At 62.0% G+C, this 22,778-nt stretch carries 20 protein-coding genes; 3 read left to right on the forward strand and 17 right to left on the reverse strand.

The features are described from left to right. Positions 1-60 precede the first annotated feature (60 nt). The 7 genes from KTF55_RS02540 to KTF55_RS02570 form a co-directional block, all read right to left on the reverse strand. Positions 61-1,905, reverse strand: coding sequence for a magnesium transporter (locus KTF55_RS02540; protein WP_217107409.1), 1,845 nt, complete (start codon positions 1,903-1,905; stop codon positions 61-63). A 328-nt stretch (positions 1,906-2,233) separates the two neighbouring features. Further along, positions 2,234-3,640 (reverse strand): polysaccharide deacetylase family protein, encoded by a 1,407-nt coding sequence (locus KTF55_RS02545; protein ID WP_226790501.1) that lies wholly within the window; start codon positions 3,638-3,640, stop codon positions 2,234-2,236. A gap of 72 nt (positions 3,641-3,712) precedes the next feature. After that, entirely contained in the window at positions 3,713-4,468 is a 756-nt protein-coding gene (locus KTF55_RS02550; RefSeq protein ID WP_117848356.1) for a PRC-barrel domain containing protein, read from the reverse strand. Beyond that, on the reverse strand, positions 4,468-4,857 hold the full coding sequence (locus tag KTF55_RS02555) for a YtxH domain-containing protein (RefSeq protein ID WP_035136593.1): 390 nt from the start codon (positions 4,855-4,857) through the stop codon (positions 4,468-4,470). The genes KTF55_RS02550 and KTF55_RS02555 overlap by 1 nt, the downstream gene beginning before the upstream one ends. A gap of 136 nt (positions 4,858-4,993) precedes the next feature. Next, a complete protein-coding gene (locus KTF55_RS09940; RefSeq protein WP_226790502.1) occupies positions 4,994-5,827 on the reverse strand; it encodes a hypothetical protein in 834 nt (277 codons plus the stop codon). Between the two features lie 24 nt (positions 5,828-5,851). Next, positions 5,852-7,225: a hemolysin family protein gene (locus tag KTF55_RS02565; protein WP_117716175.1), complete on the reverse strand. Its 1,374-nt coding sequence runs from the start codon at positions 7,223-7,225 to the stop codon at positions 5,852-5,854. A 113-nt stretch (positions 7,226-7,338) separates the two neighbouring features. Then, entirely contained in the window at positions 7,339-8,022 is a 684-nt protein-coding gene (locus tag KTF55_RS02570) for a hemolysin III family protein (protein WP_217107408.1), read from the reverse strand. Between the two features lie 186 nt (positions 8,023-8,208). On the opposite strand from KTF55_RS02570, the gene KTF55_RS02575 reads away from it, so the two are divergent. After that, the gene (locus tag KTF55_RS02575; protein ID WP_217107407.1) at positions 8,209-9,174 is read left to right on the forward strand and encodes an alpha/beta hydrolase; all 966 of its coding nucleotides are present in this window, start codon (positions 8,209-8,211) and stop codon (positions 9,172-9,174) included. 132 nt (positions 9,175-9,306) lie between these two features. Here the strand turns inward: KTF55_RS02575 and KTF55_RS02580 are convergent, their stop codons facing one another. The 6 genes from KTF55_RS02580 to KTF55_RS02605 form a co-directional block, all read right to left on the reverse strand. Further along, positions 9,307-10,512, reverse strand: coding sequence for a DUF362 domain-containing protein (locus KTF55_RS02580; RefSeq protein WP_217107406.1), 1,206 nt, complete (start codon positions 10,510-10,512; stop codon positions 9,307-9,309). 252 nt (positions 10,513-10,764) lie between these two features. Continuing rightward, positions 10,765-13,431 carry an ABC transporter permease gene (locus KTF55_RS02585; RefSeq protein ID WP_217107405.1) on the reverse strand — a complete coding sequence of 889 codons (2,667 nt, stop codon included), beginning with the start codon at positions 13,429-13,431 and terminating at the stop codon, positions 10,765-10,767. Positions 13,432-13,439: 8 nt separating this feature from the next. After that, on the reverse strand, positions 13,440-14,153 hold the full coding sequence (locus KTF55_RS02590; RefSeq protein ID WP_161144992.1) for an ABC transporter ATP-binding protein: 714 nt from the start codon (positions 14,151-14,153) through the stop codon (positions 13,440-13,442). Between the two features lie 94 nt (positions 14,154-14,247). After that, positions 14,248-15,453: an ABC transporter permease gene (locus tag KTF55_RS02595; RefSeq protein WP_022094549.1), complete on the reverse strand. Its 1,206-nt coding sequence runs from the start codon at positions 15,451-15,453 to the stop codon at positions 14,248-14,250. After that, complete coding sequence (locus KTF55_RS02600) at positions 15,440-16,627, reverse strand: ABC transporter permease (RefSeq protein ID WP_217107404.1); 1,188 nt, start codon at positions 16,625-16,627, stop codon at positions 15,440-15,442. The genes KTF55_RS02595 and KTF55_RS02600 overlap by 14 nt, the downstream gene beginning before the upstream one ends. A 9-nt stretch (positions 16,628-16,636) precedes the next feature. Further along, a complete protein-coding gene (locus tag KTF55_RS02605; RefSeq protein ID WP_195361864.1) occupies positions 16,637-17,575 on the reverse strand; it encodes an ABC transporter ATP-binding protein in 939 nt (312 codons plus the stop codon). A 198-nt stretch (positions 17,576-17,773) separates the two neighbouring features. Here KTF55_RS02605 and KTF55_RS02610 point away from each other — a divergent pair, with 198 nt between their 5' ends. Together KTF55_RS02610 and KTF55_RS02615 are read left to right on the forward strand one after the other, a co-directional pair. Beyond that, on the forward strand, positions 17,774-18,916 hold the full coding sequence (locus KTF55_RS02610) for a sensor histidine kinase (protein WP_217107403.1): 1,143 nt from the start codon (positions 17,774-17,776) through the stop codon (positions 18,914-18,916). Then, positions 18,916-19,545 carry a response regulator transcription factor gene (locus KTF55_RS02615; RefSeq protein WP_217107402.1) on the forward strand — a complete coding sequence of 210 codons (630 nt, stop codon included), beginning with the start codon at positions 18,916-18,918 and terminating at the stop codon, positions 19,543-19,545. The genes KTF55_RS02610 and KTF55_RS02615 overlap by 1 nt, the downstream gene beginning before the upstream one ends. 537 nt (positions 19,546-20,082) lie before the next feature. Here the strand turns inward: KTF55_RS02615 and KTF55_RS02620 are convergent. The 4 genes from KTF55_RS02620 to KTF55_RS02635 are packed head-to-tail and all read right to left on the reverse strand — an operon-like array spanning position 20,083 to position 22,778. Then, the gene (locus KTF55_RS02620) at positions 20,083-20,424 is read right to left on the reverse strand and encodes a 4Fe-4S dicluster domain-containing protein (protein WP_217107401.1); all 342 of its coding nucleotides are present in this window, start codon (positions 20,422-20,424) and stop codon (positions 20,083-20,085) included. A gap of 7 nt (positions 20,425-20,431) precedes the next feature. Then, positions 20,432-21,520, reverse strand: a complete 1,089-nt coding sequence (locus tag KTF55_RS02625; protein WP_217107400.1) for a nickel-dependent hydrogenase large subunit — start codon at positions 21,518-21,520, stop codon at positions 20,432-20,434. Between the two features lie 5 nt (positions 21,521-21,525). Next, positions 21,526-22,224: an NADH-quinone oxidoreductase subunit C gene (locus KTF55_RS02630; protein WP_217107399.1), complete on the reverse strand. Its 699-nt coding sequence runs from the start codon at positions 22,222-22,224 to the stop codon at positions 21,526-21,528. Beyond that, complete coding sequence (locus KTF55_RS02635; protein ID WP_195192721.1) at positions 22,224-22,778, reverse strand: NADH-quinone oxidoreductase subunit B family protein; 555 nt, start codon at positions 22,776-22,778, stop codon at positions 22,224-22,226. The genes KTF55_RS02630 and KTF55_RS02635 overlap by 1 nt, the downstream gene beginning before the upstream one ends.

The following is a 22,778-nucleotide window of genomic DNA, read 5'->3' on the forward strand; positions in this document are numbered from 1 at the left end:
CCGCGATGGTCAACTTTTGCTTGGTGCCCGACTTTTGCTTGGTATTTTGCACGCGACCACCTAGCCAATGACCGACATGGTGAGCAGCACCGCAGCGGCGCAGTACGCTACGCACGAGATCATGACGGCAATAACGTTCATGGCGGTGCCCGACGTGTTGAGGTCATGCTCGTCACGCCAGAACAGCACCATCAGGTAAATCACGGCGCTCATGTTGCCAACCAGGCAAATGATGGCAGCGATATTAAAGGACCCGGTAAAGAGTTGCTCCTCAAACATGGGCGCATCGGGGAACGCGGCGGTGCGCACCAGCTGGGCGCACAGGTAGGTCACGAGTGACAGAATCAGGCCCATGCCCGTGCTCTGGAAGAAGAACCCCAGATACGGCTTGGGCTCGTCGTCGTGACCGTCATACTCCAAGAAGTAGTTCTTGACGAACGACACCATGCGCGAGGCAGCAAGCAGCACGAGCGGCATGGCGCACATGGGGAACACCACCAGATGCGCGGAGCCGAGCGCCGTCCCCAGCACCGTTGCCATGATGCACGAGGCAATGCCCCACACGACAACCCAGTACTGGCGATGCACAAACCAGCTGAGCACGTTCGTCGAGTCGTCCGACGCGCTATCGCCCGAGCCGACACCGGCGATCTGCAGGTCCTCCTGATGCTCCTCGGCGATAACGTCCATGGCGTCGTCGAAGGTCACGATGCCCAGGATATGACGGTTCTCGTCGCAGACAGGGATGGCAACCAGGTCGTACTTGGTCATCTCGTCCGTCACGTCTTCCTGGTCCTCGTCGGGCGACACGTAGACCAGGTCGCGATAGGCGAGCTGGCCCAGCGTGGCATCGCGGTCGGCCACGATCAACGTGCGCAGCGAGAGCACGCCGGTGAGCATGCCGCTCGGATCCTCGGTATAGACGTAATAGACACTCTCGAAGTCCTCATCGAGTTTGCGAATCGCCTCGATGGCATCGCCGACCGTCGCCGTGGCGGGCAGCGAGACAAACTCCGAGGTCATGATGCGGCCGGCGGTGTTGTCCTCATAGCCCAGCAGGTTACGAATCGCCTTCTCCTCCTTGACGCCCATCAGGCGCAGGAGCTTCTCGGCCTTCTCGTAATCGAGCTCGTCGATCAGGTCGGCGGCGTCGTCCGGGTCCATCATGGCCAGCATCGACGATGCGTCCGTGTCGGACAGGCCCTCGAGCATCTCGGTCATAAGCTCGTCGTCATCGAACTCCGAGATGGCCTCGGCGGCCTGGGCAGTATCGAGCTGTGCAAACACCTGCGCACGCAGGCGCGGGTCGAGCTGCTCGATAATGTCGGCGATGTCGGCAGGGTGCAGCTCGCCGAGCGTCTTATGCGACACCGAGAGTTGAATGTTCTTGGTCGAGCGATCGAGCAGGTCCATGTAGGACCAAGCGATGATGTCCTCACTGAGCGGCTTGCCCAGGTGCTTCATAAAGCCTTCGACGATATGCTCGAGTGCGGGGCTGATCGCGCGTAGCAGACCGCGGGCGCCCACTTCGGCGCCCAGCAGGCGCAGCTGATTTTCGCCCGACATGGAAAACTTGATGTCGTTTACGCGCACGACTTTCATGCCCTGCGTGTCGACAATCTGCTTGTTGAGCACGTCGCGGGCAAGCAAGAGTTCGGTCGGCTGCAGGTACGAAAAACGGATTTCGGTGGCCGACGTCTTAAGGTGTACACCCGTCTCGTCGATACGGTCGACCCATTTGCGCCAGCTGATCATAAACGGCGTCTTGCCGGGACCGCGGAACGCGAGCGACGTCACGTGCGGAAAAACTTCGCCGGTAGCAATACCAAAATCGTTCACCACGCCGAGCTTTTCTCCATCGACGTCCAAGACCGGCAATTTGAGCATCTCACTCAGATAATTCAATGGTGCTCCCCATCATTATTCCTCCGGACGCGGCCGCATGTGCGACGTCCGGGGGCTTCTGGATATGTATACGCATGCGCGGGCGGCACGCCGCTCGACGCTTACACCCCGTGCATGCGCAAAAAGCACCTGCATGGGGTCATCGACTGTATGGTCGAGGTTTGGATTTCACCTGTAACCTTTCTCTTGACCCTCATTAACCGCAGTAACTATAGCATCAGCATCGCCCTGCGGCATCGAATTTATGCGCTGCACATTGCAGGCATACCAAACGCTGACGCATCCGTGACATAGTCATTGGGGACGTTCTTAAATGACTACCCAATGACTACTCTGTGGTATCTTCGTCCTCGGCAAGCTGGGGGAACACGGCGTCCTTGGGCATGGTGACCTTCGTCAGCGAGGTGAGCTTTTTGCTCAGCGACGTGTCCGTCTTGACCAGGTCGCTGAGCGTCACGATCTTGTAGCCGTCGGCAATGAGGCCGTCGATAATCTGCGGCAGCGCCTCGAGCATCTGCTCGGCGCATTCGTCTCTATCGGTGAGCAGCACGATATTGCCCGGCGTCACCGAATCGAGCACCGTCGAGACCTGCTCGTCGGCACCGTTGAGCAGCCAGTCGCCCGAGTCAATATTCCACGAGACCACGGCGGAGACCAGGTCCATCGCATCAATCCAGTTTTGCTCGTCAAAGGCAGCGTAGGGAGCACGCAGCAGCATCGTCTTCACGCCGGTCGCCGACTTAATCGCGTCGGTGCCTTTCGTGATCTGTTCGCGTACCGCCTCACGGTCCTGACCCTTGAGCGAATCGTCGCTGTAGCTGTTGGATCCGATCTCGCACCCGGCATCGACAATCGCCTTGGCCGTGGCAGGCGAGGCCTCGACCGCATCGCCCGAAAGGAAGAACGTCGCGGTGACGCCCTTTTCCTTGAGCACCTGCAAGATCTGTTTGGTGGCGCCGCTCGGACCCTCGTCAAACGTCAGCGCCACGTACTTTTTGTTGCCCTTGGGCGCCACGCTGGCGCACGCAACAACGCAATCGGTGGCGGGCACAACCTCGCCGCGGTCTTGCGTCTTGCCTGACCGCTCACCAACCCACACCTCGGATCGGCCCTGGACACCCCATGTCTGCACATACTCGATAGCGCCCGTGCCCTCGACCTTGAGCTTGGGCTCGATAACCGTAGCCTGAACCTCGTGCTTCTCGTAAGTGTTACGGCCATCCTTGACCGTCACCTTCTCGCCGCCCTCGAGTTCGCGGCTATCCCATTTGCCCTGCTTCACGCGCTTGCCGTCGACCTTCACCGACAGCTTTTCGCCCCCATGGCGCTTGAGCACGCTGTCATCGACGGCTAGCAGGTCGCCTGCGTCGTAGGTGTCAGTCAAATCCTGTTCGTCGATGAGATTCTGCAGCGTAGAGCCCACGCGCACCGCGGTCTTCTGGCCGTTGAGCTCCACGTCCACGCTGCGGTTGACGTAGCCCACGACGGCAGCGATAAACAGCACGAGCGCGCAACCCACGGCGATCAGCGCATAGGGCAGGCGAGACGAACGACGGGGTGTGCGGCTGTTGCCGATGCGCGCGCTGCGATCGCTAAAGCCGCGGCTATGGTTGAGATACATCGCGCCGGGCTTACGGTGACGGCGGCGCTGACCGCTGGGCAGCTGCCCCAGGTCGCGGCGCGCTGTCGGATGCGCACCCGAACGCCCGTTTAAGTTGGATCCGTTTTGGTGCATGTGCCCTCCCCCATAAACACAGCAAGCCGGAGCAACAGGTCTCCGGCTTGCCTCCCATCATTTGGTACGTCGCTATTTTGTAGCTTTTGACGAGCCTCCGCTCGCCTTTTGGTATTCGTCCTTAAAGGCCTTGAACATGCCGCGCGTCTTGCCGAGCTGCTTGCCCAGTGCGCGACTGCCCTTGTCCACGGCAACCGATCCCTTGTCGTCGAGTACCTTGGCACCCTTTTTGACCTTGTCGCCCACCACGACGCTGGCCTCGGCGGCCTTGGCGGCCGCACCGCCCGAATACCCGAGCGACTTGACCTCGTCCGAGACGACCATCGCACCGTTCTCGTAGCCGCGCAGCATCGTCGGCGGCACCTGCGTGTCACCAACCAAAACACTCGAAGCAGCACCGGCGGTCACATAGAATGCCTGCACGATGCCCGAGCGTGGCTTGAACTCAACGTCCGAGCAATAGCCCACGACGTCGCCCGATTCCGTGCGCACGTCCATACCGACCCAGATGATGCAATCGTCCAAGTTGATGTCGAGGCGCTTAGCGGCGGCGGAATCGTACGTGTCCTTGACGTCATCGACCGCAATGGCGCCCTCGTAGACACCAATGGCGTCGAGCGCTACGAATCGGTCGGGACGCTCGATCATGCCCGCGATATCGGACTGGCGGACCATAAAGCCGACCACGCGCGTACCGCCCGGGGTAAAGACCGGAAAGTGAATCTTTCCGAGCTTTTTAGGGCTGCGCGGTGTGCCGTCCTTTTTGGTGCGCTTGTCCTCGGTAGGCTTGCGATAGATCTTGGCGCCGACAAAATCCCCGGCGCGCATTATGCCTCGGTCGAGGGCTCCGCAGCCTCGGTATCAGCCTCGACGGCGTTCTCGACCACGACGTCGGCGGCAGGCGTCACGTTGCCGCCCGAAATGGCGTCGTTGAGCTGCTCGCGCAGCTGGTCCATGCGCTCGCGGGCCAGGTCGACCTTGGCGCGCAGGTCGTCGGTCTTGGCGTCGACCATCGGGCCAAAGTCATTCACCGCAGCACGGGCCTCCTCGGCGCTGTGCTCGTAGGTGTCGCGCATATTGTCCCAGGCGTCGTTGGCGATATCGGCAGCCATGGCGCGGGTCTCGGCGCCCGAGCGCGGGGCCAGAGCAACGCCGACAATAGCGCCGGCAGCGGCACCAAAAAGTGCGCCGGAGACAAAGCTGAAAGTCTTACCCATGATCATTCCTCTCCTGCGGGCACGTCGGTGCCCACCGTTTGAATGCTGTCCATTATACCCGCAGCGCATCACTTGCCGCTCCGCTCATCTGCGTACGGCAAAGGCGCAGGTACGTGATGGTGATAAACGCGTAGGCCTACTCCTGAGGCATAGCCGGCATGGCCACCGTGGCACCCGGGTCCTCGCCGGCGCCGTCCACGAGCGGCAGGCTGCCCTCATGCGCAGGTCCTGCCGGAACCGTCGCAGCACCGCCAAAGACGGCAGCGGAGGCCTCGTGGTTCTCGGCAACCGCGCCCTCGGTATCAATCGCCACCTGGGGCTCGTCGTCAAAGTTGGGGACACCCTGGGGCTCGGTGGGAACGGGCTCGGCGGTCGCATCGGAAACGGGCTCGGCGTCGACCGGCGCATCGCCCTCGTCAGCGCCCTCGTCCTCGGCAGCATCTTCGCCGTTCGCAGCGGCGACGGCCTCGTGAGGATCCTTGCCCTCGGCCCCGGCGCGCATGCCCAGCACCAGGTTGCGCAGGCCCGCGACCGTGCCCTCCACGTCGGGGGCAGGCTGGTCGGCGTGCAGGTACGCCCAGTCCATCATAAAGGTGGCCGAAGACAGCGCGCCGATGGCCAGCGCGTCGTCGGGGCACGAAAGCTCAACCTCAAAAACGCGCTCGTCGTGCTCGCTTACGCGCGTGCGGCCGCACGAGATGCTGCCGGCAAGCCCGGTCTCGTTCATGAGCTCAACCGTCACGTGCTCCAGCAGGTGGCAGAGCTCGGTCTGGCCCATGCAGTCCTGGAACTCGCGACCGGAATCACCCAGGCACAGGTGCTTGGCAATCGCCGGCACCAGGTAATACACGCGCGCCGTGGCCTCGATATCCTCCGAGGTCATGAGCGGCATGCCGGGGTTCACCAGCACATGCGCGCAGATCTTGTCCTCGCTGACGGTGACCTTAAGGATGTTGAACAGGCCTGCCATAACTCTCCCCTACTCTTCCTTGCCCTACTCGTCGCCATCGTGCGGATCCACAGAGCCCGCACCCGACGCCGCCGGCTTCTCTGCCGAAGACTCGGAATCCTTCTTATCGGTTTCGGCCGGAGCGATCACGCGAATGAGCGAGATGCGCTGGCCACGCATCGACTGCACTTTAAACTTGTACCCCGCGACCTCAAACACCTCTCCGATGTCGGGCACCGAGTCGCAAAGCTCCAAAATCCAGCCGGCGATGGTCTCATAATCATCGCTTTCCTCGAGCGGCCAACCAAGCTCAATCGCGTCATCGCACGAAAAACGCCCATCAACGAGCCACTCGCGGCGCGAAAGGCGCGTGAGATACTTGTTGTCGGGGTCGAACTCGTCCTCGATCTCGCCGACGATCTCCTCGACGATGTCCTCGATGGTGATAATGCCGGCCGTACCGCCGTACTCGTCCACGACCACCACGATCTGGTCGTGAGAGGTCTGCATCTCGGACAGCAGCGGCAGGATGTCCTTGGTGTCGGGCACAAAAGTGGCGTCGCGCAAAAAACCGGCGATGGGCTGGTCGCCCTTGCCGTCGAGCGCGGGCTGAATCAGGTCCTTGATGTGCGCAATGCCGGCGACGTTGTCGGGATCCTCGTGATAGACGGGGATGCGGCTAAAGCCGGTCTGGCGCATGGTGGACAACACGTCGGCGACCGTCTCGTCGTCCTCACACATGGTGGTGTCCACGCGCGGCACCATGACCTCGCGGGCAACGGTGTCGCCCAGGTCGAAGATCTCGTGGATCATGCGCTTTTCCTCGTCGAGCAGGTCGTCCTGCTCCGAGACCATGTACTTGATCTCTTCTTCCGAGACGTTCTGGCGGTCGTCGGCACTCTTGATGCGCAGGATGCGGGCCAGGCCATCGGAGCAAGCGCCAGTCAGCCACACGAGCGGACGGGCGATCTTCTGGAACACGGAAAGCGGGCCCACGACCTGCTTGGACACGCCCTCGGCATTGGCCAGGCCGATGCGCTTGGGGACGAGCTCGCCGATCACGATGGATACGAAGGCGACCGCGACGGTAATGATGACCGGCGCCAGGCCGCGCGCGATGGCGGAGAGCGGCGCGATGCCAAAGCTCATGAGCCACGTGGCGAGCGGGTCGGACAGACTCGTCGAGGCGACGGCGGACGAGGCGAAGCCCACGAGCGTAATGGCAACCTGGATGGTGGCGAGCAGCTGGTCGGAGTCGGCAGCTAGCTTAATGGCACGCTCGGCGCGCTTGTCGCCTTCCTCGGCCTCGTGCTCCAGCACGGCGCGCTTGGCCGTGGTGAGCGCCATCTCGGACATAGAGAAGTAGCCGTTGATGAGGGTCAAAACGAGGGTGGTGATAAGGGAGATGGTTATGTCCATCGGGAGTTTCTCGAACCTCCAAGATTCGGGACGTCAGGTCAAAACGTTGATGGCGGATAGGGCAGTTGCACCAGGCGGGCACCCGGACGGGCCCGCGGGCGCAGGCGCGATCGCTAGATTACGAAGAGGATCACCGCCATGAACTGGAAGATGCTGCCGGCGAGTACCCACAGGTGGAACACGCTGTGCAGGTAGCGCACGTTTTTGGCGATATAGAACGGCACGCCCACGGTGTAGCACACGCCGCCGACGGCGAGCAGGGCGAGTGCCACGGGGTTGAGCAGCGACACGAGCTCGGGCAGCTTAAAGACGACGAGCCAGCCCATCAGCAGATAGACCAGGCCGCTTACCCAATGCGGCTGGCGCTCGCGTAGGAAGCACTCGAGGGCGATGCCGATGATGGCGATGGCCCATACGGCAAAGAACAGCACAGCGCCGCCGTCGTTTGCGAGCGTGATGAGGCAAAACGGCGTATAGCTGCCGGCTATGAGCAGGTAGATGCAGCTGTGGTCGATGATGCGAAACACGCGCTTGGCGCGCGCGGGCTGAATCGCGTGGTAGAGCGTGGAGGCTAGGTATTCGAGGATAATGCTGACGCCATAGACAATTGCCGCGGCCATGTGGGCCGGGCCTCCGCCGCGCAGGGCAGCGAATACGATCAGGAGCACCAGGCCCGCGATACCCAGCAGGCAGCCGACACCATGGGTGACGGAGTTCATGATCTCCTCACCCACCGTGTAGTGTGGAACGGCCGCGATCTTGGGTCGCGGCTTAGAACTGTCGCTCGAATCGGACATGCCGGTTACATCCTCCAACGTAAAGAGTTCTCAACACTATATCAAAGCGTCTAGGTACGTGCGAAATTTGCACCATACGTGACCCTTTGTTTACCCATTCTTTGTCTGTTGACGCATCAACGGCGAACGTCCATAATGCGCTTGCATTAAATGTTGATGTATTAACATCTTATAGGAAAGCTTCTTATGTCTCAAAACGCACGTTCCCATCGAAAGCTCAAGATAGCTGGCGTCGTTGCGCTGGTGCTCGTTATCGCGCTGCTGGGGTTTGCCGGCAACTTCTTGTTCGACTTTGCCCTGAATCCCCAAGCGTCCTACACCATGAAGATGATGCAGGACGGCAAGGACGCCGAAAAGGGCGAGCAGATGGATGCCGAGGAAACCGAGGCGCGGGCGTGGTTTAAAGAGAACCGCGAGAGCAGCAGCCTCACCGCGGACGACGGGACCGAGCTTGCCGCCTGGTATTTTGCTGCGTCGGAGAGCACGCACGACTACGCCGTCTGCCTGCATGGATATACCAACGAGCCCATCGGTATGGCCCGATACGTCAAGCGATTCCACGACCGCGGCATGAACGTACTCGCACCCGCCGCCCGCGCCCACGAGCGCTCCGGCGGCGACTATATCGGCATGGGCTGGCCCGAGCGGCTCGATGTCGTTGCATGGATTGGGCGGATCGTTCAGGCTGACCCCCAGGCGCGCATCCTGGTCTTTGGCGAATCGATGGGTGCAGCAACCGCTATGAACGTCGCGGGGGAATTTCTGCCTGCAAACGTAAAATGCATTATCGAGGACTGCGGTTATACGAGTGTTTGGGACGAGTTTTCCCTGCAGCTCAAGGACGTGTTCGGCCTGCCCAGCTTTCCCTTGCTCGATGTAGCAAACTTGGTGTGCAACGTGCGCGCGGGCTACGACTTTCATAAGGCGAGCAGTGTGGAGCAACTCAAACACGCGACGGTTCCCATGCTGTTTATCCACGGCGACCAGGACACCTTTGTACCGTACGACATGCTCGACCAAAACTACGACGCGTGCGCCAGCAAGGTCAAGCAAAAGCTCACTATCCATGGCGCCACCCACGCCAAGAGTGCGCAAGTTGACCCAGAGCTTTACTGGAATACGGTCGACGACTTCCTCGACGAGTATTTTTAGGCAAATAGTACGGTTTACTGGTCTATCTAACCCCCTAGCACTTCCAAAAAGCCGCCCGTGGGCACTGTGCTCACGGGCGGCTTTTGCTCAGCTTACGCTACAAAGGCGCTTGATTTGTCCAATAGCTAGGCGCTACTTGACCTCGATGAGCTCGTACTTGCTCGTGCCCAGGCCGATCTTCTCGGCATGCGCGATGCACGCGCGCCAGTCGGTGTCGGGATGCGTGATGCAGAAGGGGTCCTTGGCCTGCTCGCCCTCCAGATGCTCGTGATTGTGCTCCATCTTGGCAGCACTATCGGTAAGCTCGGTGTTGGGCAGCGGCTCGGATGCCATGACGGCATCGGCGCAGGCCTGGTCGATGGCGACCGGGTCGAAGCTCGCAAACATGCCGATGTCGTTGACGATAGGCGTGTCGTTTTCGGGATGGCAATCGCAGTTGGGGCTGATATCCATGGCAAGCGAGATATGGAAGCTCGGGCGGCCGTCGACGACGGCCTTGGTGTACTCGGCGATCTTGCAGTTGAGCACGTCGGCCGCAGCGTCATAGCCGGGCTTGATACAGTCCTGGTTGCATGCCGCAATGCAGCGGCCGCAGCCCACGCAGCGATCGTGGTCGATAGCGGCGACGTGAACCGTGCGGGTGTTACCGTTGGCAAGCTCGCGCTCGCGGATGTCGTCAAACGAGATGGCGTTGTGCGCGCAGATCTTTTCGCAGGCATGGCAGCCAATGCAGTGCTCGGTCGCGACGTTCGGCTTGCCGGCGGCATGCTGCTCCATCTTGCCGGCACGGCTGCCGCCTCCCATGCCCAGGTTCTTCATGGCACCGCCAAAGCCGGCCTGCTCATGGCCCTTAAAGTGGGTGAGGCTAATCACGATATCGGCATCCATGAGCGCCTGACCGATCTTAGCCTCGTGCACGTACTCTCCGCCCTCGACCGGGACGAGCGCCTCGTCGGTGCCTTTGAGGCCGTCGGCGATGATGATCTGGCAACCCGTGGCATACGGGGTAAAGCCGTTCTGGTAGGCGGTGTCGATGTGCTCGAGCGCGTTTTTGCGGCTACCGACATAGAGCGTATTGCAGTCAGTGAGGAAGGGCTTGCCGCCCAGCTCCTTCACGACATCCACGACGGCGCGGGCGTAGTTGGGGCGCAAAAAGCTCAGGTTGCCCAGCTCGCCAAAGTGAATCTTGATGGCGACGAACTTGTTCTCAAAGTCGATCTGCTCGATACCGGCGTGACGGATGAGGCGCTTGAGCTTGTCGAGCTGGCTCTCACGAGCATGCGTGCGCAGGTTGGTGAAGTACACCTTGGCGGGTGCTGCGGGTGTAGTTGCGGTCATAGATATATCCCCTCGGTCTATATGGCGTTACAGACATAGAGGATGGTACCAGTTAAAGCAGAGTTAAAGTCAAGTACGGCACCTAGTCATTGGGGACAGACTTAAATGACTGAAACCACTCATTGGGGACGGACTTAAATGAGTGCCTCGCCACCTGACAGCCAGGGACGTTCCTTTCCTGCCGGCAGCTGGGGACAGTCCTTGCCAGCACGGCCGGCGAACCGGCGAATCGGCAAAGACTGTCCCCGATGACTACTCCTGCACCTTGAGAGCTTCGGCCAGGCTCACACGCTTGATGGAGCGCGTGTGCAGCAGCGCCACGACCAGGTAGGTCGCGAAGCCAATGCCAACGCATGCAGCCATAGACCAAGCGGGCACATAGATCTCGATATTGCCGTTGTAGGCGAGCAGCATCGAGCGGAAGATGGCCGTGAGCGAACTAATGATCACGGGCAGGCTCAGCACGAGCGACGCCGCCACGCACAGCGTGATCGAGCGGATGTACAGATGCGAGATCTCGCTATCGCGATAGCCAAAGACTTTCATGTAGCTGATCGAACGGGCGCTGTGGTCGATCACCGCCTTGGTCAGCAGGTACATAAACAGCAGGAAGATAAACACCGCGAGCCCGATCATCATTCCGATCATTTTGCTCATCATGCCGATGAACTGGTCGCCCACGGCCCGCATGTCGTCGGGCGTGGTGTCGCCGGCAAAGTAACGAGCATCGAGGTCGAGCTTCTCGTCGCTCACATAGCCGTTAAAGTAGGCGGCGTCGTTGCCGAACAGCTCGTTAAAGTCGTCGATACTCATATAGATATTCATGTCCGACTTGGAGCCCCAGGCACAGTCCTTGCCCGCGTACTCAAGGGAATAATGCTCGCCCTCGTACTTGTCGCTGAGCGTGACCTTCTGACCCTCGCTCCAGCCAAACTTATCGAGCAGACCGCCGCCAAAGACAACGCGCCCATCGCCGACGTTGAGATCTTTCCAATAGCGCGAATCGGGCGAGATGCCGTAGACGGAAATCGTCTCCTCGCCATTACCATCGCCGCGGTCGTATTGCAGCTGGTAAACGGCATATTTCTCGGCCTGTGCGATTGCGCCCGCGCCGTTGTCGGTCGTGTTGACCGGGTGGATATCATCGTTGTCAGTGTCGATCTTAGAGGCCTTGTCAATCAGGTCGATAGCCTCGTCGCGGTCGCAGCCGAGGGCATCGGCAAGGTCATCGAGGCGCGCGTAGAGCGCACCCTTCTTGTCCTGGACCTTGGCAAGCGCATCCTGCGCTGCGGTCAGGCTCTCGGCAGACGGAGATGCGGTCGCGGCATCGGCTGCCGCCTGCGCAGCATCGGCCGCGTCGTCAAGCTCGTCATCGGCATCCTGGGCGGCAGAAAGCAGTGCGCCGTCAACCGACTGCAAGTGCTCGAGTGCCGACCACTGCTCGCGCTCCTCGGCAGTGCCCTCGAGCTCCAGCGGCGCCTTGAGCGTGTACTGGTGCTCGGCGACCAGGCCTGTCTCGAGGTTGTCCGCATAGTGCGTCATCGTGGGCAGAATCGCCAGGCCAAAGAGCAGCAGCAGCGACGCAAACGCAATGCCCACGAAGAGTGTGGCGAAGTTGCCCAGGTTGCGCAGGAAGATACGCAGGCGGAAGCGGGAAACAAAACCCATGCGCTCCGGCAGCTGCAAGCCGCGCTTGGTGCCCGATTTGCCGCTCGCCTCGTGACGAAGGAACTGCAACGGCGTCTTGCCCATCTTGCGAAGCAGGCCCACCAGCGTGATGAGGATGAGCGCGGCGGCGGGAACCACGGCGCACTTCACAAAGATCTCCCAGCTCCAGTACACCTGGAAGGGCGGCAGGCTATACGAACCGTAATAGAGGCTGCGCATGGGCTCGGTAAAGAACACAACGCCGAGCGCAGTGCCCAAAAGCGCCGCGACCACGCCCACGATGGCGGGAAGCGCAAGGTAGTGCAGCACGATCTCGCGTCGACGATAGCCGCTGGCGAGCAGCGTGCCGATGATGGCGCTCTCCTCCTCGATGGTGGCGTCGGTAAGGACCACAAAGACAAACGCCATGATCACGATGATGATGTCGAGCAGCGTCATCCACATCATGGAGTCGCCGTCCACGTCATCGCGCGCATAGCCAATGCCCTGATTGGAATCGGCATCGACCAGATCGTCCACGCGCGCATCGGCATCGGTCAGCGCCTCGACCATATCCTGCTCCGCATCGATGCGATCCGCGGTGGGGAGGTCGCGATCGGTAAAGGTAAAGGAGTAGGTGTAGGCAGGCGCGCCGCCGGCATCCTCGAGCGCGGCAAAGCCGGCGTCGGTGACCTCGGCCACGCCATAGGTGATGGTGTTCACCGTAAAGTCCGAATTGTTGAGGAACAGCGCCTGGCTATCGGGCTGGGTCATGATGCCGCAGATGGTATAGGTGCGGCCCTCAAGCTCGACCTTATCGCCCACGGACAGGTTGTTATTGGTGGCAAAGACACGGTCGATGGCCACCTCGTCGTCCGCCTTGGGTTCCCTGCCCTCACAGTAGGACGCGATATCGACCTTGGTGCGGTGCGCATAGGTGCGCAGCGTGCGCTTGGTGCCGTCGTCGCCGGCGGTCTTTTTGATGATGGCGTCGATGGAAAAATTCTTGTAGAGCGTGACGCCGCCGACGTCGTCGGCCGCGTCCTCGGCGGCCTTGAGCTGGTCTTTGGTGACCTCGAAGGAGGTGGTCACGCGGCCGTCCTCAATCGTGTACGCATCGCGCATGTCGTCGATAAGGCAGCCGATGGAATGCGCTGCGAGCAAAAAGCCCGAGGTGAGAGCGATGCTTCCGCACATAAGCAAAAAGATGCCCAGGTACTTGCCGATATTGCGGCGCAGCTCGCGCGGGAGACGTTTTGCGAGAGGTGTCATGGCGCCGCCTACCAATCGAGTTCGGCGGCCGCGACGGGCGACTCGTTGAGCTCATCCTCGACGATGTGCCCGTCGCGCAGGCGCAGCACGCGATTGGCCATGCGCGCGATGGCGGCATTGTGGGTGACAATGATGATGGTGCAGCCGTAGGTGCGGTTGACATCCTCCATGAGCTGCAAGATTTCCTTGGACGTCTTATAGTCAAGCGCGCCCGTGGGCTCGTCGCACAGCAGCAGGCCCGGGTTTTTGACGAGCGCACGGCCGATGGCGCAGCGCTGCTGTTGGCCGCCCGAGACCTGGCGCGGGAACTTGTTGCGGTGCTCGTAAAGGCCCAGCGAACGCAGCAGGTTGTCGACATTGAGCGGGTTTTTGGACAGGTGCGCCGTGACCTCGATGTTCTCCTTGATGGTGAGGTCGGGCACCAGGTTGTAGAACTGGAAGACAAAGCCCAGCTCACGGCGGCGATACTCGCCCAGGTCGGCAGGCTTGAGCACCGTGAGGTCGCAGCCGTCCACCATGATGGAGCCGCCGTCGGCATCCTCCAGGCCGCCGATCAGGTTGAGAAAGGTCGACTTGCCCGAGCCCGAGGGTCCCAGCATGACGCAGATCTCGCCGCGATTGATGGACGTGTCGATGCCATCGAGTACCGTCAGGCGCGCATCACCGTCGCCGTAGTGCTTTTTGAGATCCTTGACCTGGACATAGGCTTCCTGCGTTGCCATGGTATCCCCCCATTGTTAGCCTCGTACTACTTTATGAACGTAATAGTAAACCTTGGCGAACTATTTTGGGGCGAGGCCTAGGATTTATTTCAGACTAGGCGCGGGATTTGGCGCGTGCGAGAGCCAGGCCTACGGCGGCAATGGCGGCGGCGAAGAGCACGGTGACGCCCAGGTCGCAGGCGATGTCGCCCAACACGGCAGACGTCAGGTCCGAAGCAAGCGCCTTGCCGATCGCGTCGTTCACCCAATACGTCGGCACAAAGTGCGCCACCGTCTGCACGGCCGAGCCCATGAGCGACAGCGGCATCCAAGCGCCGCCCAAAAACGTCATGAGCATGCCGAGCAGGTTGCCCACACCGTTGAGCAGCTCCTCACGCGCACCCAGGCTCGAAAGGGCAAAGCCAACGGCCAGAGGCGTGCACGCCAGGGCAAACGTCGCCGCCAGCGCCAGGCACACACGACCCACGCCGACCTCGGCAACCGCGCCGGCAAAGCCCACGACGCCCATCATGCTCGACACAAACCAGATGCAGACGGTGAGCACTGCGGCAGCCGCGAACACGGCAAGCGAGCGCTGGCGCTCGGAGACCGGGCCGGCATCCATACGACGCACGCGCTCGGGCTCGTTCATGCCCGAGAACACCAACCCCACCGATACGATGACCGACGAGATAATCGCGTACGCGCCAAAGTTGAAATACGACTCGAGCGTGGCGGCAGCCGTCGAGTCGACCTTGACCTGCTCGATCTGGACCTCCGCGCGCTTTGCAGCGGCATGCTCGGCGGCCTTGGCAACGTCGCCGTTAGAAGCAGCGGGCTCAAGCGCCGCCGCAGCGCCCGCGAGCGAGATCCAGCGCGAGGCCTCGGCAGACGAAAGCGCCGCCGCCATGGTGCCGGAACCGTAGGTCACGTCGAGCTTGGGCAGGGCCTCCCCCGCGCGGGCAGCCGCAACGAGGTCGTCCTCAAACTCCTCCGGGATAAAGAACACGCAGTCGGCGCTGCCCTTGGCGCTGTTGCTCTTGGAGAGCGCGTCCGCAAGGTCGTACGTATCGTCGCCGATGCCCGTGACCAGCTCAAAACGCGAACCCAGATGCTTGGTAAGCGCACGCGAAAGGTCGCTGTCGTCGCGGTCGACCACGATCACGTTGGCATCGTAGGGCTTGTACTCGGTGAGCTGCGACGAGTTCCAGCTCACCGATGCCGCGATAAACACACCCATCAGCGAAATGAACACCGTGTAGATAAGCAGGTAGAACGGGTGCGCGAGCGCCATGCGAAGTGCGGTCTTAAAGGTGCTCATAGCGGCTCCTTCCAAAGATCAGCGTGGCGGCGGCAACGAACAGCAGCGCCATAAGGACCAGTGCGCCGGCGCGAACGACAAAGGGGCCCAGGTCCTCAAAGAAATACAGGCGGTTGAACATGTCGCAGATGAGCTTGACGGGGTTGAGCCAGCACTCGGCCGGGCAGGCGCGGGCGACGTCGTCGGCAAGCGCCATCGCCGGCTCGCCGTAGAGGCCGGCGAACAGGGCGCACGTGGTGGCAAAGCCCGTGAGGATGCCCGACTTGGACGCCTTGCCGCCCTTAACGGGCAGCGTGCCCACAAAGAGTCCCAAGCCCGTGGCGGCAAGCGCGGAAGCGGCGCCGCCCACCAAACACAGCCCCTCGCGCCCGCCAAAGTCGAAGCCGACCACCAGGCGCACGTAGCCGATCGCGATCGTCATCGAGGCAAAGGAGACCAGCCACGAGCCCACAAAGATACCGGCCAGCAACGCCGTCTTGGAAAGACCGCCCACGCAGCGGCGCGCCCCAAGGCCCGACAGATTGGGCTGCAAATCGACGACGCTCAAGGCGGCAAACTCGGCAGACATCATCGCCACCAGACCAAAGAGCGCGTAGTAGTAGATGACCGTGCCATCGGGCGTGGTGCGTGTCAGGCTTACGCGGCGGGTGCCGCCCTCGAGCGACAGGGCGCGCGCAACCGCCTCCGGGTCGGCGAGCGCCGCCGGGTTGTCCTGGGAAATCTGGCGCATGAGCTCGGCATTTTGCGTATACGAGCTTGCCACCGTCTCCAGGATGCTGCGGTCGGTGAGCACCGATGAGGCACGCGAGCTGTCGTAGCTCGATAGCAGCGTGAGCTTGGGCGTGCCCGCATCGTCGACCGTATAGATGCCCGCGACCTCGCCGGCCTTAAGCGCACGGTTCGCATCGGCTGCGTCATCGCACTCGTGGATCTCGAGCAGCCGGTCGTCGCCTTCCTGGGCAAGCGACGTCGCCACGTCCTTAAAGGTCGAGGCGTCCCAGGCCTCGTCCGCTATGACGGCAACCGGCACCGGGTCGACCGTGCCGTCGGAGCTCAGATTCGCAAACATAAACATGAACATCGTGGAAAGCGCGATGGGAAAGAGAGCGCCCCAGACCCACGTACTCGGTCGGCGCAGCAGCGTCTTGACCGTAATGATAATGGTGTTGAACATGGCTGCCCCCTAGTCGCGCAGCTCGCGGCCGGTGATCTCGAGGAACACGTCGTTGAGGGTCGGCGGCTCGGAATAAATGCGGCCAAGCGCCACGTCATGCGAGCGCAGCGCATCGAGAATGTCCGTCAGGTTATGCGGGCTCGCCTCGCACGAAAACGTGAGCTGGCCCGCCGTCGCCGACAGGTCCAGGACATGCGGCAGGCTCGCGACGGCACCGAGCGCCGCGCTCGGCACCTCGCCGACCTCGATCACGATCTTCTCGCCCATCTGAATCATGCGCTTGAGTTCGTCGTTGGTGCCCTGCGCCAGCACGCGCCCGCCGTCCATGATCATGATGCGGCTGCAGATCTGCTCGACTTCCTCCATATAATGGCTGGTATACACCACCGTGGCGCCCTCGTCGCGCAGGCGGCAGATGCCCTCCAGGATGGCGTTGCGACTCTGCGGGTCGACCGCCACCGTGGGCTCGTCAAAGAAGATGAGCTCGGGCTTGTGCGCGATGCCGCAGGCGATGTTGAGGCGACGCGCCAGGCCGCCCGAGAGCTTGCCGGGGCGAAACTTGGTAAAGTCGCCCAAGCCGACAAAGTCGATCGCCTCGTCCACCAGCGCGCGGCGGCGCTTGCGGTCGCTAACGTAAAGGCTGCAGAAATAGTCGATGTTCTCGCGCACGGTGAGCTCGTCGAACACCGCCACCTGTTGCGGCACCACGCCGATGCGGCGCTTGAGGTCGTAGCGAGCGGGCGTCATGGGCTCGCCAAAGAGCTCGATGGTGCCTTTGTCGTAGGCAAGCAGCTGCAGGATACAGTTGATGGACGTGGTCTTGCCCGAGCCGTTGGGACCCAGCAGGCCAAAGATCTCGCCGGGGGCGATGCTCAGGTTAAAGTGGTCGAGCGCGATAAGATCGTCATAGCGCTTGACGAGGTTTTCGACGTGGACGATGTCTGTCATGAGGCGGCCCTTCTGTTGGTCGTGGCCCGGTACGATTGCATCATCGCAGGAGCGGACGGCGCGCACCAGTGAGCTTTGTCACGAGTGCGGAGCTTGGTCGCGCGGCCCGCCGACGCGACCGCCCCGGCGCGTGGGAGGAATGTCACGATTGCTCCGGGTGGCGCCTCCCCCATGCGCGGCATCGCGTACAATACCCGTATGAACAGGCTATTCGACAAATCGATCGTGCTGGCGTGCTGTATTGCGGCCGCCATGGGTCTTGCCGTGGACGCTCATCTGGTCGCGGCGTTTTGCCTTGGCGTTATTGCCACCTCGCTGGCCGAGGTCACACAGGAGGAACGTACGCGCCGCATATGCGAGGCCGCAAGTTACGCTTACATCATCGCGGCTGTCTTCGTGCCGCCGTTTGTGCCGTTTGCGCCTCTCGCCCTCTATGACATCGCGCGGCGGGTGCGCCGTGAGCACGCCTGGGTCGCGCTGGGCATTGGCGCCACCTTTGTCTTTGCACTCGTCGCGGACCTTCGCGGCGGCGCGCTCACCACCCGAACGCTCCTGCTGACCGCCATCCTTTCGGTTGCCGCCACCTTGCTATCGCTACGTACCGCCCAGCTGGAGCGCGAGCAACAGCGCATGCGCCGTACCCGCGACGGGCTGCAAGAACGAGCCCTCGCGCTCGAAGCGCGCAACCGCGACCTCGCCGACCGCCAGGACTACGAAGTCGAGCTCGCGACGCTCGCCGAACGCGCCCGCATCGCGCGCGAGATCCACGATAACGTCGGGCACCAGCTCACGCGCGCTTCACTGCAGGCCGAAGCCCTACGCGTGGTCCACGCCGACGAGCCCGGGGTTGCCGCCGATTTCGCCGACGTCAAACGCACGGTTGACGAGGCGCTCCAGCTTGTGCGCACCAGCGTCCACGCGCTCAACGACAACGCCGTCGAGCTTTCCGTGCAGCTCGAGCGCATCGTTGAAGGCGCGCGCTCGGACGGCGGTCCGCAGATTAAGCTTGAAGTTATGACCGAGCATGCGCCCGCAAACGTCGCCAACTGCTTTGCGGCGGTCCTGCGCGAGGCGCTCTCCAACACCATGCGCCACGCTTGCGCCCAGACCGTCACTGTACGATGCATGGAGCATCCGTCGTTTTACCAGCTCATCGTTACCGACGATGGCGCGGGCGGGGTCCAAGCAAGCAGCCGCGGCGCCGCGGAGGGCATGGGGCTTGCCTCCATGCGCGAGCGCATCGAGGCGCTTGGCGGCACCTTCTCCGCCGGCCCGCGTGCCGGCTCCCCCGGCTGGCGCGTGTTTGCCACCGTTCCCAAACAGCAAGGAGATGAGGGCTGATGAGGCTCATCGTTGTCGACGACGACCGCTTGGTGGTCGATTCGCTCAAGATTATCCTGGGCGCCCAGCCGCAGATCGAAGTGGTGGACACCGGTGCCAACGGCAACGATGCGGTGGCGCTTTACGCCGAGCACGCACCCGATATCGCGCTGCTCGACATTCAGATGCCGGGACGCGACGGCCTTTCGGCGGCACGCGAAATCCTTGAGCGCGACCCCACGGCGCACGTGGTGTTTCTGACGACATTCTCGGATGACGAGTACATTGTGTCGGCGCTTAAACTGGGCGCCCGCGGCTATCTGATTAAAACCGATGTCGCCGCCATTCCTCCAGCGTTGGCGCAGGTCATGGACGGCAAACGCGTACTCGAGGGCAAGGCGATCGAGGATATCGACTTTGATGGGGCGGGGTCCGAGGCCGACACGCCTCGCCGGCCCGCTGCCTTTGCCAGCCTGACCGACCGCGAGTTCGAAGTCACAGAGCTCATCGCCCGCGGCCTCGACAACAAGGAGATTGCCGCCACCGCCTACATGGGCGAAGGCACCGTGCGCAACCACATCAGCTCAATCCTTGCCAAAATGGGCCTGCGTAACCGCACGCAGATCGCCATCGCCTACCTGCGAGGGTAATTATCCGACGACCGACCGCCCCGGCATAGCAAAATGGCCGTTATCGATTTAATGCCATTTCAAAACCATGCCGGATTACGGGGCTAAACTCAGGGCCCCCATCCATACCCACGTTTTCTGCAAAATGACGGCTCGTCTACCTGCGGTTTTATTTTCACGAATATCGGCATGGTTGGGGACTCGTGATTCAGCCCCGTAAACCGGCATAGTTTTGTTCGGGCGGCCCTGCACGAGTGCCTCCGCCAGCCTCACGGGACCAAAATGATCCGTTTTCCTCCGCCCCCAAGGGATCAGCCGGAACCGCTCGCCACGAAACTGGCCCATCTACTACGTTTGACCCGATACCCCCGACCACAACCGCGTTTTATGAAAAACCGCAGGCGTTCTACCTGCGGTTTTGTTTTTGGGATTTTCCGTATGGTCGGAGGTTCGCTATCCAGCTCCGTAAACCGGCATAGTTTTGTTCGTGGCGGCCCAACCGCGCGTTCACGCGCGGGGCCGGTGGGGCATTTTTGCCCCACCGGCCCCATCCAAACGCTACTCCGGCTTGGTTTCTACCGTGAGAGTCTTGTCCGCCGCAACCGGAGTGCGGGCGGTGTCCATGCTCAGGCAGTGTTTAGGACAGCTTTCGATGCACTCGCCGCACACCACACAGGCATACGGGTCGATCGACCACGTTCCGCCCTTGCGATCGACCGCGAGTGCGCCCGCCGGGCAGCGGCGCGCGCACATGCCACAGCAGATGCACACGTTCATGTCGTTAACGATATGCCCGCGCAGGCGCTCGGGTGCCGCGAGCTTCTCCTGCGGATAGCACACCGTTACCGGCTGCTTGACCATAGAGCCCAAGGCCGTCTTGGCAAATGTCAGTAAACTCATGCCGCGCCTACCTTTCCGTGCAGCTAATGCAGGGGTCGATGGTCAGGATAATCATGGGCACGTTGGCAAGGAGCACGCCCTGCAGCGCATGCGTCAGACCCGCCAGGTTCTGCGACGTCGGCGTGCGCACGCGGAAACGGTCCAGGTTCTTGGTGCCGTTACCGCGCACATAGTAATATGCCTCGCCGCGCGGCTGTTCAATCACAACCTCGCCGCGCGCGCCGTCGGCCGGCGTGAGCTTGGTACGCCCGCCGATACCGTCGTGCGGAATCTTGCCGACAAGCTCCTTGATAATGTCCATGGCCTGCGTAACCTCGGCACAACGCACCTGGCAGCGGGCATAACAGTCGCCATCGGTGGCAACAATCGGCTCAAACGCAGCCAAGTCCGCATAGGCACCGTCACCGAACATGCGCACGTCATAATCCACGCCCGAGGCGCGACCGAACGGGCCGACCATCGACAGATCCAGCGCGTCCTTCTTGCTGATCACGCCCACGCTATGCAGGCGCTCGCCGCAGCTATTGTCGTCCAAAAATGTATGCACCACGGCCTCGTAGTCAGGGCGCATAGCGTCGAGCGTCTGGACAATACCCGCCAGCTCGGAATCCTCAATGTCGTGTTTAAGGCCGCCAATCTCGTTAATCGACAGAATCACGCGACCGCCGCAAGTGCTCTCAAAGATCTTGAGAATCTGCTCGCGCAGCGTCCACGAACGATAGAACAGCGCCTCAAAGCCAAAGGCATCGGCGAGCAGGCCCAGCCACAGCAGGTGCGAGTGAATGCGCGAAAGCTCATGCAGAATGGTGCGGATATACTGCACGCGACCAGGCACCTCGATGCCGAGCATGCGCTCGCAGGCGCTGGCGTAGCCACAGCTATGGCCCACGGCGCAGATGCCGCAGATGCGCTCGGCGATGTAGCCAAACTGATGCATATCGCGCTTTTCGGTGAGCTTCTCGAGTCCGCGGTGCACAAAGCCGATCTGCGGAATTGCTTCGATGACGCGGTCGTCCTCGATCACCAGGTCCAGATGAAGCGGCTCGGGCAGCACCGGGTGCTGCGGGCCAAACGGAATTACGGAGCGATGAGCCATGGACCTTACGCCTCCTTTTTCTGCTTGTCGCGGGCGGCCTTGGCGGCAAGCGCCGCGCGGACCTTGGCCGCTTTCTCGGGATCCATGGCAGCGAGCTTTGCCTCCATCTCGGCAGCCTTGAGCGCGGCCTTGGCAGCGGCATCGTCATGCTGGGCATCGGAGCCGGCAGCCGCAGCGGGCTGAGCGACGGCAGCGCCCGCAGCGCCCTCCCCTGCAGCAGCCGCAGCGGCGGCCTTTTCGGCCGCGGCCTTGCGCGCCTTGGCCTCGGCAGCGGCACGGACCTTCATGGCTTTCTCGCGCGCGGCCTTCACCTCGGGCGTGATGACGCTCATGGGCTCGCCAGTCGAAACCTGGTAGAAAAAGCCCTTAAAGTCGACCTGCATGTCGGTGATGGCAAGACCAAACAGGTCGTGCGCTTCGTTTTCAAACGGGAATACTGCCGGATAGTACGAGCTGATGGACGGAATCTCCTGGTACTGATTAATTCCCTCAATCACCAGGTTCTCGATCGCATAGCTGCCGTCCTGCGCGATATGCTCCTGAGCAGCACGAACGTTGATAAACGTATAGACCAAGCGATACGTGCCGTCGTCGACGTTGCGCTCGGCGTGCATTTGCACAAAGCGCGCGCCGACGCCCTTGAGCGCCTGAACATGCGGCAACAGCTCGTCGATCCCGACGGTGGTATAGATAGCCTTTTGCATTACTCGGCCTCCTTTGCAGCGGCGGTCGCGTCGCCGGCCTCCGCAGCAGCCACAAACCCGTCCTCGCCCAGCTCAACGCCACCGTCCCAAGTAGCGGCACCGCCCACGGTGAGCGGATCGCCGCCGGCGCGCATCACGGCCTCCTTCTGGTCCAGGATGCCACACGCCTCCACGATGGCATCGATCACCGTCTCGGGGCGAATGGCGCACCCGGGCGCGTACACGTCCACGGGAATCGCGCGGTCCACGCCGCCGATCACGTTGTAGGCATCGCGGAACACGCCGCCCGAACACGCGCAGATGCCGCACGCCACCACGCACTTGGGCTCGAGCATCTGGTTGTAGATCTGGCGCACGACAGGCAGGTTCTGGGCATTGACCGACCCCGTCACCAAAAAGATATCCGCATGCTTGGGGTTGCCGGTGTTGACCACGCCAAAGCGCTCCGCATCGAACAGCGGCGTGAGCGAGGCCAGCACCTCGATATCGCATCCGTTGCAGCTCGAACCGTCGTAATGAATAACCCACGGCGAGCGCGACATTTTATGATCCAT

This window comes from Collinsella sp. MSK.8.10 (assembly GCF_019041915.1).
Taxonomy (GTDB): Bacteria; Actinomycetota; Coriobacteriia; order Coriobacteriales; family Coriobacteriaceae; genus Collinsella.

Coding starts and splice junctions, on each gene's coding strand:
- KTF55_RS02615 (WP_217107402.1), top strand. CDS start 18,916: ATGAGGCTCATCGTTGTCGACGACGACCGCTTGGTGGTCGATTCGCTC.
- KTF55_RS02600 (WP_217107404.1), bottom strand. CDS start 16,627: ATGTTCAACACCATTATCATTACGGTCAAGACGCTGCTGCGCCGACCG.
- KTF55_RS02630 (WP_217107399.1), bottom strand. CDS start 22,224: ATGCAAAAGGCTATCTATACCACCGTCGGGATCGACGAGCTGTTGCCG.
- KTF55_RS02590 (WP_161144992.1), bottom strand. CDS start 14,153: ATGGCAACGCAGGAAGCCTATGTCCAGGTCAAGGATCTCAAAAAGCAC.
- KTF55_RS02575 (WP_217107407.1), top strand. CDS start 8,209: ATGTCTCAAAACGCACGTTCCCATCGAAAGCTCAAGATAGCTGGCGTC.
- KTF55_RS02585 (WP_217107405.1), bottom strand. CDS start 13,431: ATGACACCTCTCGCAAAACGTCTCCCGCGCGAGCTGCGCCGCAATATC.
- KTF55_RS02605 (WP_195361864.1), bottom strand. CDS start 17,575: ATGACAGACATCGTCCACGTCGAAAACCTCGTCAAGCGCTATGACGAT.
- KTF55_RS02580 (WP_217107406.1), bottom strand. CDS start 10,512: ATGACCGCAACTACACCCGCAGCACCCGCCAAGGTGTACTTCACCAAC.
- KTF55_RS02610 (WP_217107403.1), top strand. CDS start 17,774: ATGAACAGGCTATTCGACAAATCGATCGTGCTGGCGTGCTGTATTGCG.
- KTF55_RS02555 (WP_035136593.1), bottom strand. CDS start 4,857: ATGGGTAAGACTTTCAGCTTTGTCTCCGGCGCACTTTTTGGTGCCGCT.
- KTF55_RS02565 (WP_117716175.1), bottom strand. CDS start 7,225: ATGGACATAACCATCTCCCTTATCACCACCCTCGTTTTGACCCTCATC.
- KTF55_RS02595 (WP_022094549.1), bottom strand. CDS start 15,453: ATGAGCACCTTTAAGACCGCACTTCGCATGGCGCTCGCGCACCCGTTC.
- KTF55_RS02545 (WP_226790501.1), bottom strand. CDS start 3,640: ATGCACCAAAACGGATCCAACTTAAACGGGCGTTCGGGTGCGCATCCG.
- KTF55_RS02620 (WP_217107401.1), bottom strand. CDS start 20,424: ATGAGTTTACTGACATTTGCCAAGACGGCCTTGGGCTCTATGGTCAAG.
- KTF55_RS02625 (WP_217107400.1), bottom strand. CDS start 21,520: ATGGCTCATCGCTCCGTAATTCCGTTTGGCCCGCAGCACCCGGTGCTG.
- KTF55_RS09940 (WP_226790502.1), bottom strand. CDS start 5,827: ATGGCAGGCCTGTTCAACATCCTTAAGGTCACCGTCAGCGAGGACAAG.
- KTF55_RS02635 (WP_195192721.1), bottom strand. CDS start 22,778: ATGGATCATAAAATGTCGCGCTCGCCGTGGGTTATTCATTACGACGGT.
- KTF55_RS02570 (WP_217107408.1), bottom strand. CDS start 8,022: ATGTCCGATTCGAGCGACAGTTCTAAGCCGCGACCCAAGATCGCGGCC.
- KTF55_RS02550 (WP_117848356.1), bottom strand. CDS start 4,468: ATGCGCGCCGGGGATTTTGTCGGCGCCAAGATCTATCGCAAGCCTACC.